The sequence below is a fragment of the Planococcus plakortidis genome (genome assembly GCF_001687605.2).
In the GTDB taxonomy this organism is placed as follows: Bacteria; Bacillota; Bacilli; order Bacillales_A; family Planococcaceae; genus Planococcus; species Planococcus plakortidis.
This window is the reverse complement of record NZ_CP016539.2, coordinates 1,043,127-1,055,728: the sequence shown is the minus strand read 5'-3', so window position 1 is coordinate 1,055,728 and position 12,602 is coordinate 1,043,127. Positions and strand designations below refer to the sequence as shown.

Genomic DNA, 12,602 nt, shown 5'->3' with positions numbered 1-12,602 from the left:
GAAGCATGCGCTTCAGGCATATTCTTTTTATTCTCCCCACAACTCTAGTATTCTTTTGATACTGAGATAAAAAAGAGGGATGCCACATGAAAAAAGTCCATAGCGACATCATTCAATTCCGCGGCAGCCATTACGATTTCGGCTACCATCAAGGGGAGTTGTTGAGAGATTCATTACTTTTGCCGAACCGAAAAATACAGCGCAATGAAAACAGCAAACAATTATTGGTCGATGAAACGAAGGCCATCGACATGCTCGAACGCTTCGCCCCACGCATCTGGGAAGAAATCGAAGGTTTGGCTGACGCCTTGAAATGGCCATTTTACGACGCCCTGCGCGAATTCGGTGGCTATTATATCGAATATACACGAAGCGGTTGCTCGATTCTCAGCCGCTCCGATTTCCTGGTCCGTAATTATGACAGTTCGCCGCAAGGCTACGAAGGCCGGTTCGCCTTGTACGAGCCGACAGACGGCGGCTATGCATCCATAGGGCCGTCGATGCAAATCACTGGACGAACCGACGGGCTCAACGAAAAAGGGTTGGCAATGGGCTATAACTTCATCAACCGACGCAACTCAGCGGACGGGTTTATCTGCAATATGATCGGCCGCCTGATCCTTGAGCATTGCGCATCGATCGAAGAAGCGGTCGATTTATTGAAGGAACTGCCCCACCGCCGGTCATTCAGCTATGTATTGCTGGACAAGAGCGGACGCTCGGTCGTCGCCGAAACCTCCCCGCGCAATGTCATCGTCCGGGAAGCGGCAGTTTCCACCAACCATTTCGAAGTGTTATCGGAAGAAAACCGTTACCAGATTGACGACTCCAAACGCCGCGAGAAAGCGCTACTTGCACATTCCACAACATCAAGTGACGCATACGCAGCGTTCCGATTATTGAACGACTCGGACCAAGGCGTGTTTTCAACAAAATACAGCACCGCGTCCGGCACTTTGCATACGGCTTCCTATTTCCCAAACAGCTTGGAAGTCGGCTTCGCCATTGGACCTGACCGCTTGCCGCTCATGTTCGATTTTCAAAAATGGCTGCAAGGCGAGCGCTTGCTGGCAAAACGAATCAACGGGAAAATCGACACTCATTTTCCGTTTCCATATCTTGACGACCTTTCTTCACTGCAACAAAAAAACGGCTAGAGCATTTACGCTCCAGCCGTTTTTTATTTGAATAAAGCATCCGTATGAGCAAAGCCAATGCCGGTCTCAATCTGCCCATGGACGGATCGATTGCGGACAGGCTTTCCTGCAAGCCACTCCCCGAAATTGAACACTTCAGGCTCCTGATCCCCTCCAAGCGCAAACCACACTTCCCGCTCTTTCGGCAGATAAACCGAAGTATGGATCGTCCCAGCCCAACTCTTATAAAGATTCGAAAACAAGCCGCGACCCGTATCATTGAACAAGCGATAAGCGCGATACGCTTCCATAGCATCTTCTGCATTCTGTTCGATAATCGATAGCCGTTCGTAAGAATCCTTTAAATAATTGCGGTTCTCATGTTGCTGGATTTCAAAATGATTCGTGCACGCAATGGCATCACGCACCGCGACTTTACGCGGCGTTGCTTCGATGACCTTTGTCGCGCCGCCCTTATCGGTCACGACGTAGCTGAATGACCCGCGATGCGGAATGTCTTTAACTAAATCAACCGCCTCTTCTATAGTTGCGCAGCTCTCGAGGATGATGCGCCCGATCATATAACAGACAAAGCCATCCCCCGGATTTTTCCGATGCATGAAGTTATAGCCCATCGCCAATCCATGTTCGTTCATGCCATCCATACGCCCCAAAATGCGTTGGCTCGGGCCGATGAGGGCATTCCCCTCTTCTGGCTGGAATAAGCAGAACCTGCCTTCATACGTTTGGGGATGAAAATCATAATTACGCACTAAGAAATCCTCACCCGTGACAATTGAACAGCCCGACGGCGGCGCATCGATCCGGTAACCCCCGAAATCTCGCAGCACCTCATCAATTGGCAGCTGGAGGCTGTCTTCAAGGCCTTTCAGCTCATCCCACAATTTAGGCGCGTATTCGTTGAAAGCCGCTTGCGCTTCTGCCGGATCGATAACAAAGCGTGGCCTCTTGCTTTTCCATTGCCCACGGCGGTTGTGCAATGTAATCGATTCTTTAAGCGCTATTCCTTGCATCATTCCATAATCATAATGGCTTCCCCTGAATTCAATGATTTCGCTATGTATCTTTTTCATAACTCCTCCTTCACCCGTGCTTGGTTTGATTAGTTTTCGATCGTTTTCCAACTCGTTCCATCGAACGCATTAGCCATTTTTCAAGCTCTACGATAATAAATACGCTCAGGCCGATCAAGAGCGGCCAGACCCAATACCCGAGCGCAATCGGTTCCGTCCCAAGCAAGATGTTCATGAACGGGACATACGTGACTGCGAGCTGTACTACAAGTAAAATCACCGATACGATAAACGCCGCTTTATTGGAAAAGAAGTCACGATTCAACGCAAATCGCCGCTCGCTCCTGCAATTGAACAAATATAACAGCTGCGAAATCACCAATGCTTGCAGAGTCATCGTCTGCAGGATTCCCTGCTCATAGCCCCTAGATTCCAGCACACTGTTCATCCACAGAATACCGCCGCCGATGATCGTTGACGCGAAAACGATGCGGAAAATATAATATCCGCTAAGCAAGGGACTTTGCGCTTTCCGTGGCGGCCGCTCCATCGTACCAGGCTCCAGCTTTTCAAACGCAATCGCCAAAGAGATCGTTACCGCCGTAATCATGTTGACCCATAAGATTTGTACTGGGGTTAAAGGAATCGTGGTGCCAAAAAGAATGCTGACAAAAATGAGCAGTCCTTCCGACACGTTTGTCGGTAAAATGAACAAAATGGTTTTTTTCAAGTTATCGTATACACGGCGCCCTTCTTTCACTGCATTGACAATCGTGCTGAAATTATCGTCGACCAGCACCATCTCAGCCGCTTCCTTCGACACTTCAGTTCCTTTAATCCCCATCGCAATGCCAATATCCGCCCGCTTCAACGCGGGAGCGTCATTAACCCCGTCTCCAGTCATTGCACACACCTGTCCCTGGGCCTGAAGAGCCTCCACCAATTGTAATTTATTCGTTGGGCTGGTCCGTGCAAAAATATCATATTCCAACGCTGCCGCTTCTAGTTCCCGGCTGTTCAATCCATCCAGTTCCCGGCCTTCAATCGCTTTCAGGCCATCCCCGATGCCAAGCTGGGACCCAATCGCCACTGCAGTTTCCTTATGGTCTCCTGTAATCATTTTTACGCGGATCCCTGCCTGTTTACATTGTGCAATCGACTCTATCACTTCTTCCCTGGGCGGATCAATAATGCCTGCAAGCCCCAAAAATTCAAAACCGCTCTCCATATCTTCGTGCCCAATTTCATCAATATGATAATCCACCTGTTTTACAGCCGCCCCCAGGAGCCGTTCACCGCGTTTTGCATGTTCGGCAATCTTCGCCTCCCATTCAACATGTTCTTTCTCTGGAACCATCTTCAATAGCTTTTCAGGAGCCCCTTTAACGTAAATCCATTTACTTCCCTGTTCTTCAACTAATGCCGCCATGTACTTATAGGAGGAATCGAATGGGATTTTCGAAAGCACAGGCAACTTTTCAACACTCTGATCAGCCTTTTCAACAAGTGTCAGCAAGCATCCTTCTGTAGCCCCTCCACTGACTGCCCAGTTTCCTTTAGCATCTTTTAATAAATGTGCATCATTGACCGTTTTGACACAGGACAAAAACTTCATTAATCTTGGATGATCCGTTAAATAAACCTTTTTGCCATTTAGTTTCAATGTCCCTTCAGGCGAGTAGCCAACACCGCTAGCTTGGATTTCCCCGTCTGACAGAATCACAGAAGTTGCCGTCATTTCATTTTTCGTTAATGTGCCTGTCTTGTCCGAACAAATGACTGTTACTGCCCCTAAAGTTTCAACTGATGGCAAATTCCGGACTATGGCGTTTTTGCCTGCCATGGTCTGGACCCCTAGCGCTAAAATAATCGATAGGACCGCCGGCAAACCTTCTGGAATCGCAGCCACAGTCAATCCGATAATTGCTAGCAATAATTCAGCTGTAGCATAGTCATGGAACGAGTAACCGATAAAGAACATACCGATCGCGCATAGCACAATAATCATCGAAATACGTTTCCCGAATTGAGCCGTCTGTTTCAACAAAGGAGTCTGTAATTTCTCAACAGACTCCATCGCACTGCTGATTTTCCCAAGTTCAGTAGATCCTCCTGTAGCTGTAACAATACCAATACCTGAACCTGACGCGATAGATGTTCCCGCAAACACCATATTAGTGCGATCACCGAGTACTGTGTCTGCTGGAAGCTTATCTGTCTGTTTTTCGACAGCTTCCGACTCGCCCGTCAAAGACGATTCTTCCACCAGCAAATTCGCCTCCTCTGCAAGACGCATATCTGCCGGCACTTTATCGCCAGCCCTCAAGTAAACAAGATCTCCTGGCACAAGTTCAGTCGCCAGGATTTCAATCCGTTTGCCAGATCGCAGAACTGCTGCCTTAATTGACAACATATCACGGATACTATCCAACGCTTTTTCCGCCTTATTCTGTTGAATATAACCGATTGCTGCATTGATGACCACAACAGCCAGAATGACTATCGTATCAATATAATGTCCGAGAACGACTGTAATAATTGCTGCTGCCAGCAGAACATAAATCAAAACATCGTGGAAATGCTTAAGGAATTTTATAATGGCAGGCTCACGTTTTCCTTCAGGCAATTCATTATGCCCCCATACTTCAAGCCTATGGATTGCTTCGTCCTGTCTCAAACCTTCTCCTAAACGTACGGCTTGTTTATCAAGAATATCCATAATCTCTTCATCAAACCAGCGTTCTTCAGTCATACTCTCACCCCTGCAAGATCATGATTTTGATTATTATAACACGCACCGTATAGACTTCCTTTCTTTTCGTCAAACAAGTGCCAAAAAATAGAAAAAGACAACTTCCAATGAAAGCTGCCCCTTTCCCTTTCTCAAATTTCTAAGGAATAGACCCGTCCCTAGAGTCTACATCCCTTATCTAGCACATCTGTCCATTCCATCAGATTTACTTCTCCTCAAGATAAAGAAGAAAATATCACTTCACATCCATAATAAGTATTTTATATGCTTCCCTATTCATGAAATAAATATAATACACAAAAATAAATTTATTGAACGATCAATAGCAACTATTACGCATTTCGAAAACTACATACTTTAAGGCACAAAAAAAACCCTGACTAAGTCAGGGCTTTACAGTTTACATCACTTGGCAGAGTGATGAATATGATACCGGCGGTCGGGGTCGAACCGACACTCCCGTGAAGGAACGGGATTTTGAGTCCCGCGCGTCTGCCAATTCCGCCACGCCGGCAAAGTAAGATCCAGCAGCATCTAGTACTGCTTTAGGAACATTAATTATTATATTAATAAATCGATTACTTTGCAAGGGGTTTTTTGTTTTTTTTAAAAAAACTTTCACCAACTCAATTCTAATAATTTTATTAAATTATCCAAAGAAAAAAAACCTGACATAAGAGTCAGGGTTTTTCTTCATCACTTGGCAGAGTGATGAGCATGATACCGGCGGTCGGGGTCGAACCGACACTCCCGTGAAGGAACGGGATTTTGAGTCCCGCGCGTCTGCCAATTCCGCCACGCCGGCAAAATATTTTGGAGGCGGCAACCGGACTCGAACCGGTGGTAAGGGTGTTGCAGACCCATGCCTTACCGCTTGGCTATGCCGCCTAGATATAATGGAGCGGAAGACGGGGGTCGAACCCGCGACCTCCACCTTGGCAAGGTGGCGTTCTACCACTGAACTACTTCCGCAAAAGCTGGGGTACCTGGATTCGAACCAGGGCATGACGGGATCAAAACCCGTTGCCTTACCGCTTGGCTATACCCCAATAATACTGGGGCGGACGAGGGGAATTGAACCCCCGAATGCCGGAATCACAATCCGGTGCGTTAACCACTTCGCCACGACCGCCACGTTATTAGTACATTGAATTTGAAATTTGATGAAAAGCAAGGGGCGGACGAGGGGAATTGAACCCCCGAATGCCGGAATCACAATCCGGTGCGTTAACCACTTCGCCACGACCGCCATCTTAATATTCAAGTAAATTGGCAGGGGCAGTAGGAATCGAACCCACACCGGAGGTTTTGGAGACCTCTGTTCTACCTTTAAACTATGCCCCTAAAAACTGGTGGTGGGGGCAGATTCGAACTGCCGAACCCGAAGGAGCGGATTTACAGTCCGCCGCGTTTAGCCACTTCGCTACCCCACCGAATGGTGCCGGAGAAAGGACTTGAACCCTCAACCTACTGATTACAAGTCAGTTGCTCTACCAGTTGAGCTACTCCGGCATGGAGAAAAAATATGGTGGGTCAGGACGGAATCGAACCGCCGACACTTAGAGCTTCAATCTAATGCTCTACCAACTGAGCTACTGACCCATATTATTTAAAAAATGGCGGTCCCGACCGGGATCGAACCGGCGATCTCCTGCGTGACAGGCAGGCATGTTAACCGCTACACCACGGGACCATTTGGTTGCGGGGGCAGGATTTGAACCTGCGACCTTTGGGTTATGAGCCCAACGAGCTACCGAACTGCTCCACCCCGCGATAATCTTAAAGTTTCCTTCTATATTGATTATATGTATAAAAGAAATGGTGGAGGATGACGGGATCGAACCGCCGACCCTCTGCTTGTAAGGCAGATGCTCTCCCAGCTGAGCTAATCCTCCATGAATGGTGACCCCTACGGGATTCGAACCCGTGTTACCGCCGTGAAAGGGCGGTGTCTTAACCGCTTGACCAAGGGGCCATAATTTTGAGCTTGAGATACTGGCGGAGAGCAAGGGATTCGAACCCTTGAGACGGTTGCCCGCCTACATGATTTCCAATCATGCTCCTTCGGCCACTCGGACAGCTCTCCATAATTGGCTCCGAAGGTAGGATTCGAACCTACGACCATCGCATTAACAGTGCGGTGCTCTACCACTGAGCTACTTCGGAATAATAACTAGCCTAGCGACGTCCTACTCTCACAGGGGGAAACCCCCAACTACCATCGGCGCAAAAGAGCTTAACTTCCGTGTTCGGGATGGGGACGGGTGTGGCCTCTTTGCCATCATCACTAGACTGTATTAATTTGAAAGACAAGATTTATTATATCAATAATACCGATTTTTTCAAGTATTATTTTAAAAAATATTATCTTATTCTTTCAAAACTGGATAAATCGACATTGGAAACGCGTTTCAGTTTGTTGGTTAAGTCCTCGATCGATTAGTATTCGTCAGCTGCACGTGTCGCCACGCTTCCACCCCGAACCTATCTACCTCATCGTCTTTGAGGGATCTTACTTGCTTGCGCAATGGGAAATCTCATCTTGAGGGGGGCTTCGTGCTTAGATGCTTTCAGCACTTATCCCGGCCACACATAGCTACCCAGCGATGCTCTTGGCAGAACAACTGGTACACCAGCGGTGTGTCCATCCCGGTCCTCTCGTACTAAGGACAGCTCCTCTCAAATTTCCTGCGCCCGCGACGGATAGGGACCGAACTGTCTCACGACGTTCTGAACCCAGCTCGCGTACCGCTTTAATGGGCGAACAGCCCAACCCTTGGGACCGACTACAGCCCCAGGATGCGATGAGCCGACATCGAGGTGCCAAACCTCCCCGTCGATGTGGACTCTTGGGGGAGATAAGCCTGTTATCCCCGGGGTAGCTTTTATCCGTTGAGCGATGGCCCTTCCATGCGGAACCACCGGATCACTAAGTCCGTCTTTCGACCCTGCTCGACCTGTCCGTCTCGCAGTCAAGCTCCCTTGTGCCTTTACACTCTGCGAATGATTTCCAACCATTCTGAGGGAACCTTTGAGCGCCTCCGTTACTCTTTAGGAGGCGACCGCCCCAGTCAAACTGCCCGCCTGACACTGTCTCCCAAGCCGCTTAGGCTTGTGGGTTAGAAGTTCAATACAACCAGGGTAGTATCCCACCGACGCCTCCCCCGAAGCTGGCGCTCCGGGTTCTCTGGCTCCTACCTATCCTGTACAAGTTGCACCAAAATTCAATATCAGGCTACAGTAAAGCTCCACGGGGTCTTTCCGTCCTGTCGCGGGTAACCTGCATCTTCACAGGTACTATAATTTCACCGAGTCTCTCGTTGAGACAGTGCCCAGATCGTTACGCCTTTCGTGCGGGTCGGAACTTACCCGACAAGGAATTTCGCTACCTTAGGACCGTTATAGTTACGGCCGCCGTTTACTGGGGCTTCGGTTCGCACCTTCGCTTGCGCTAAGCACTCCCCTTAACCTTCCAGCACCGGGCAGGCGTCAGCCCCTATACGTCACCTTACGGTTTTGCAGAGACCTGTGTTTTTGCTAAACAGTCGCCTGGGCCTATTCACTGCGGCTCTCTCGGGCTATTCACCCTACCAGAGCACCCCTTCTCCCGAAGTTACGGGGTCATTTTGCCGAGTTCCTTAACGAGAGTTCACTCGCTCACCTTAGAATTCTCTTCTCGCCTACCTGTGTCGGTTTGCGGTACGGGCACCTCCCGCCTCGCTAGAGGCTTTTCTTGGCAGTGTGAAATCAGGGACTCTGAGGTTAAACCTCTTGCCATCACTGCTTGATGTATACAGAAACGGGATTTGCCTCGTTTCTCATCTCACAACTTGGACGTGCACAACCAACGGCACGCTCACCCTATCCTTCTGCGTCCCCCCATTACTCAAACGGCGGGGAGGTGGTACAGGAATATCAACCTGTTGTCCATCGTCTACGCCTATCGGCCTCGACTTAGGTCCCGACTAACCCTGAGCGGACGAGCCTTCCTCAGGAAACCTTAGGCATTCGGTGGACGGGATTCTCACCCGTCTTTCGTTACTCATACCGGCATTCTCACTTCTAAGCGCTCCACCAGTCCTTCCGGTCTGACTTCACCGCCCTTAGAACGCTCTCCTACCACGGACATCTCAGATGTCCATCCACAGCTTCGGTAATCCGTTTAGCCCCGGTACATTTTCGGCGCAGTGTCACTCGACCAGTGAGCTATTACGCACTCTTTAAATGATGGCTGCTTCTAAGCCAACATCCTGGTTGTCTAAGCAACGCCACATCCTTTTCCACTTAACGGATATTTGGGGACCTTAGCTGGTGGTCTGGGCTGTTTCCCTCTTGACTACGGATCTTATCACTCGCAGTCTGACTCCCAAGCATAAATCACTGGCATTCGGAGTTTGTCTGAATTCGGTAACCCGGGATGGGCCCCTAGTCCAAACAGTGCTCTACCTCCAGGATTCTCTATCTTGAGGCTAGCCCTAAAGCTATTTCGGAGAGAACCAGCTATCTCCAGGTTCGATTGGAATTTCTCCGCTACCCACACCTCATCCCCGCACTTTTCAACGTGCGTGGGTTCGGGCCTCCAGTAAGTGTTACCTTACCTTCACCCTGGACATGGGTAGATCACCTGGTTTCGGGTCTACAACTGCATACTCATTCGCCCTGTTCAGACTCGCTTTCGCTGCGGCTCCGGCTTCTCACCTTAACCTTGCATGCAATCGTAACTCGCCGGTTCATTCTACAAAAGGCACGCTATCACCCATTAACGGGCTCTAACTACTTGTAGGCACACGGTTTCAGGATCTCTTTCACTCCCCTTCCGGGGTGCTTTTCACCTTTCCCTCACGGTACTGGTTCACTATCGGTCACTAGGGAGTATTTAGCCTTGGGAGATGGTCCTCCCGGATTCCGACGGAATTTCACGTGTTCCGCCGTACTCAGGATCCACTCTGGAGGGAATGCACTTTCAGCTACGGGGCTCTTACCCTGTCTCGCGGACCGTTCCAGGTCGCTTCGCCTAATCCATTCCTTTGTAACTCCGTATAGAGTGTCCTACAACCCCAGAAGGCAAGCCTTCTGGTTTGGGCTGTTCCCGTTTCGCTCGCCGCTACTTGGGGAATCGCATTTGCTTTCTCTTCCTTCAGGTACTTAGATGTTTCAGTTCCCTGAGTCTGCCTTCTCATGTGCTATGAATTCACACATGGATACTGCTCCATTACGAACAGTGGGTTTCCCCATTCGGAAATCCCCGGATCACAGCTCACTTACAGCTCCCCGAGGCATATCGGTGTTAGTGCCGTCCTTCTTCGGCTCCTAGTGCCAAGGCATCCACCGTGCGCCCTTATTAACTTAACCACTGATGGTCAAACAATAAGTTGATCGCTTGAGGCGATCACGCTACTTGATGCTTGTTTCTTAATCAATGTCGATCTATCCAGTTTTCAAAGAACAAGTATTGGTGGAGCCTAGCGGGATCGAACCGCTGACCTCCTGCGTGCAAGGCAGGCGCTCTCCCAGCTGAGCTAAGGCCCCTAAGAGGAAATATGGTGGGCCTAAGTGGACTCGAACCACCGACCTCACGCTTATCAGGCGTGCGCTCTAACCAGCTGAGCTATAGGCCCTCTTGAGAATATATATTATAGAAGAAACACAAATCATTGCCGATGATTCCTGAACCTTCAAAACTGAACGCAAAACGTCAACCCGAACGAAGTTCGGTTCCGATAAAATCCTTAGAAAGGAGGTGATCCAGCCGCACCTTCCGATACGGCTACCTTGTTACGACTTCACCCCAATCATCTGTCCCACCTTCGGCGGCTGGCTCCCATAAGGGTTACCCCACCGACTTCGGGTGTTACAAACTCTCGTGGTGTGACGGGCGGTGTGTACAAGGCCCGGGAACGTATTCACCGCGGCATGCTGATCCGCGATTACTAGCGATTCCGGCTTCATGCAGGCGAGTTGCAGCCTGCAATCCGAACTGAGAACGGTTTTCTGGGATTGGCTCCCCCTCGCGGGTTCGCAGCCCTTTGTACCGTCCATTGTAGCACGTGTGTAGCCCAGGTCATAAGGGGCATGATGATTTGACGTCATCCCCACCTTCCTCCGGTTTGTCACCGGCAGTCACCTTAGAGTGCCCAACTGAATGCTGGCAACTAAGATCAAGGGTTGCGCTCGTTGCGGGACTTAACCCAACATCTCACGACACGAGCTGACGACAACCATGCACCACCTGTCACCGCTGTCCCCGAAGGGAAAGCCTTGTCTCCAAGGCGGTCAGCGGGATGTCAAGACCTGGTAAGGTTCTTCGCGTTGCTTCGAATTAAACCACATGCTCCACCGCTTGTGCGGGCCCCCGTCAATTCCTTTGAGTTTCAGCCTTGCGGCCGTACTCCCCAGGCGGAGTGCTTAATGCGTTAGCTGCAGCACTAAGGGGCGGAAACCCCCTAACACTTAGCACTCATCGTTTACGGCGTGGACTACCAGGGTATCTAATCCTGTTTGCTCCCCACGCTTTCGCGCCTCAGCGTCAGTTACAGACCAGAAAGTCGCCTTCGCCACTGGTGTTCCTCCACATCTCTACGCATTTCACCGCTACACGTGGAATTCCACTTTCCTCTTCTGCACTCAAGTCCCCCAGTTTCCAATGACCCTCCACGGTTGAGCCGTGGGCTTTCACATCAGACTTAAAGGACCGCCTGCGCGCGCTTTACGCCCAATAATTCCGGACAACGCTTGCCACCTACGTATTACCGCGGCTGCTGGCACGTAGTTAGCCGTGGCTTTCTGGTGAGGTACCGTCAAGGTACCAGTAGTTACTTGGTACTTGTTCTTCCCTCACAACAGAGTTTTACGATCCGAAAACCTTCTTCACTCACGCGGCGTTGCTCCGTCAGACTTTCGTCCATTGCGGAAGATTCCCTACTGCTGCCTCCCGTAGGAGTCTGGGCCGTGTCTCAGTCCCAGTGTGGCCGATCACCCTCTCAGGTCGGCTACGCATCGTCGCCTTGGTGGGCCGTTACCCCACCAACTAGCTAATGCGCCGCGGGCCCATCCTGCAGTGACAGCCGAAACCGTCTTTCCGTACAGCCTCATGAGAGGCCGCAAACTATTCGGTATTAGCACCGGTTTCCCGGAGTTATCCCGATCTGCAGGGCAGGTTGCCCACGTGTTACTCACCCGTCCGCCGCTAAACCAAAGGAGCAAGCTCCAATGGTTCCGCTCGACTTGCATGTATTAGGCACGCCGCCAGCGTTCGTCCTGAGCCAGGATCAAACTCTCCATTATAGAGTAGTATTGATTGCTCAATAGTTGCTGGCGCATCGCCGCCTCGAAAGACGCGCGATTTGCTTGATCTGCATACGCTGATCAGTAAGTTTGCCGCGATCACTCGCGGCTGTATTGTTGACGTTTTGCTGTTCAGTTTTCAAGGTTCAAATCTGACTGCTGCTTCGAGAGCAACTTCTATAATTTAGCATCGCTTGGTAAAAGAGTCAAGTCTTTTTTATTATTGTAAAAAACTTAATCTGTTGGAGCGACGTGTATTATCATAATATATCCTTAGAATAATTGTCAACGAAAAAATGAAAAAAACGTGGTTTTATTTATCTATCATTCTCCTCTTGCATCAGCTTAAAGTAAGTCGGCAACTTGCTTTAATGAAGAAAGCTGACGAGATTGTTT

Annotated in this window: 3 protein-coding genes, 19 tRNA genes and 3 rRNA genes; 1 reads left to right on the top strand and 24 read right to left on the bottom strand. The window is 49.7% G+C overall.

Features of this window, described 5'->3' with window-relative positions:
• The first annotated feature begins 86 nt into the window (after window positions 1-86).
• The gene (locus tag BBI15_RS05360) at window positions 87-1,157 is read left to right on the top strand and encodes a C45 family autoproteolytic acyltransferase/hydrolase (RefSeq protein ID WP_068868638.1); all 1,071 of its coding nucleotides are present in this window, start codon (window positions 87-89) and stop codon (window positions 1,155-1,157) included.
• Between the two features lie 23 nt (window positions 1,158-1,180).
• On the opposite strand, the gene BBI15_RS05355 is transcribed toward BBI15_RS05360, so the two are convergent.
• From BBI15_RS05355 to BBI15_RS05240, 24 genes are all read right to left on the bottom strand, one after another.
• Window positions 1,181-2,230 carry a C45 family autoproteolytic acyltransferase/hydrolase gene (locus BBI15_RS05355; RefSeq protein ID WP_068868637.1) on the bottom strand — a complete coding sequence of 350 codons (1,050 nt, stop codon included), beginning with the start codon at window positions 2,228-2,230 and terminating at the stop codon, window positions 1,181-1,183.
• A 10-nt stretch (window positions 2,231-2,240) separates the two neighbouring features.
• On the bottom strand, window positions 2,241-4,922 hold the full coding sequence (locus BBI15_RS05350) for a cation-transporting P-type ATPase (RefSeq protein ID WP_068868636.1): 2,682 nt from the start codon (window positions 4,920-4,922) through the stop codon (window positions 2,241-2,243).
• 430 nt (window positions 4,923-5,352) lie between these two features.
• Window positions 5,353-5,436, bottom strand: a tRNA-Leu gene (locus BBI15_RS05345).
• Between the two features lie 207 nt (window positions 5,437-5,643).
• Window positions 5,644-5,727 (bottom strand) — tRNA-Leu (locus tag BBI15_RS05340).
• Window positions 5,728-5,736: 9 nt separating this feature from the next.
• Window positions 5,737-5,810: transfer RNA gene (locus BBI15_RS05335), tRNA-Cys, on the bottom strand.
• Window positions 5,811-5,819: 9 nt separating this feature from the next.
• Window positions 5,820-5,894: transfer RNA gene (locus BBI15_RS05330), tRNA-Gly, on the bottom strand.
• Between the two features lie 5 nt (window positions 5,895-5,899).
• Window positions 5,900-5,971 (bottom strand) — tRNA-Gln (locus BBI15_RS05325).
• 7 nt (window positions 5,972-5,978) lie between these two features.
• Window positions 5,979-6,054, bottom strand: a tRNA-His gene (locus BBI15_RS05320).
• A gap of 44 nt (window positions 6,055-6,098) precedes the next feature.
• Window positions 6,099-6,171: transfer RNA gene (locus BBI15_RS05315), tRNA-His, on the bottom strand.
• A 21-nt stretch (window positions 6,172-6,192) separates the two neighbouring features.
• Window positions 6,193-6,266, bottom strand: a tRNA-Trp gene (locus BBI15_RS05310).
• Window positions 6,267-6,272: 6 nt separating this feature from the next.
• Window positions 6,273-6,355: transfer RNA gene (locus tag BBI15_RS05305), tRNA-Tyr, on the bottom strand.
• A gap of 3 nt (window positions 6,356-6,358) precedes the next feature.
• Window positions 6,359-6,434, bottom strand: a tRNA-Thr gene (locus BBI15_RS05300).
• A gap of 14 nt (window positions 6,435-6,448) precedes the next feature.
• Window positions 6,449-6,524: transfer RNA gene (locus BBI15_RS05295), tRNA-Phe, on the bottom strand.
• A gap of 15 nt (window positions 6,525-6,539) precedes the next feature.
• Window positions 6,540-6,615 (bottom strand) — tRNA-Asp (locus tag BBI15_RS05290).
• Window positions 6,616-6,618: 3 nt separating this feature from the next.
• Window positions 6,619-6,695, bottom strand: a tRNA-Met gene (locus BBI15_RS05285).
• 46 nt (window positions 6,696-6,741) lie between these two features.
• Window positions 6,742-6,817, bottom strand: a tRNA-Val gene (locus BBI15_RS05280).
• A 5-nt stretch (window positions 6,818-6,822) separates the two neighbouring features.
• A tRNA-Glu gene (locus BBI15_RS05275) sits at window positions 6,823-6,897 on the bottom strand.
• 21 nt (window positions 6,898-6,918) lie between these two features.
• A tRNA-Ser gene (locus tag BBI15_RS05270) sits at window positions 6,919-7,008 on the bottom strand.
• 5 nt (window positions 7,009-7,013) lie between these two features.
• Window positions 7,014-7,088, bottom strand: a tRNA-Asn gene (locus BBI15_RS05265).
• 10 nt (window positions 7,089-7,098) lie between these two features.
• Window positions 7,099-7,214 (bottom strand): 5S ribosomal RNA (gene rrf / locus BBI15_RS05260).
• 127 nt (window positions 7,215-7,341) lie between these two features.
• Window positions 7,342-10,274: ribosomal RNA gene (locus BBI15_RS05255) — 23S ribosomal RNA — on the bottom strand.
• Between the two features lie 101 nt (window positions 10,275-10,375).
• Window positions 10,376-10,451: transfer RNA gene (locus BBI15_RS05250), tRNA-Ala, on the bottom strand.
• A gap of 12 nt (window positions 10,452-10,463) precedes the next feature.
• Window positions 10,464-10,540 (bottom strand) — tRNA-Ile (locus BBI15_RS05245).
• A 115-nt stretch (window positions 10,541-10,655) separates the two neighbouring features.
• Window positions 10,656-12,206, bottom strand: a 16S ribosomal RNA gene (locus BBI15_RS05240).
• The 16S, 23S and 5S rRNA genes sit together here with 19 tRNA genes alongside, the layout of an rRNA operon.
• Between the last annotated feature and the right edge of the window lie 396 nt (window positions 12,207-12,602).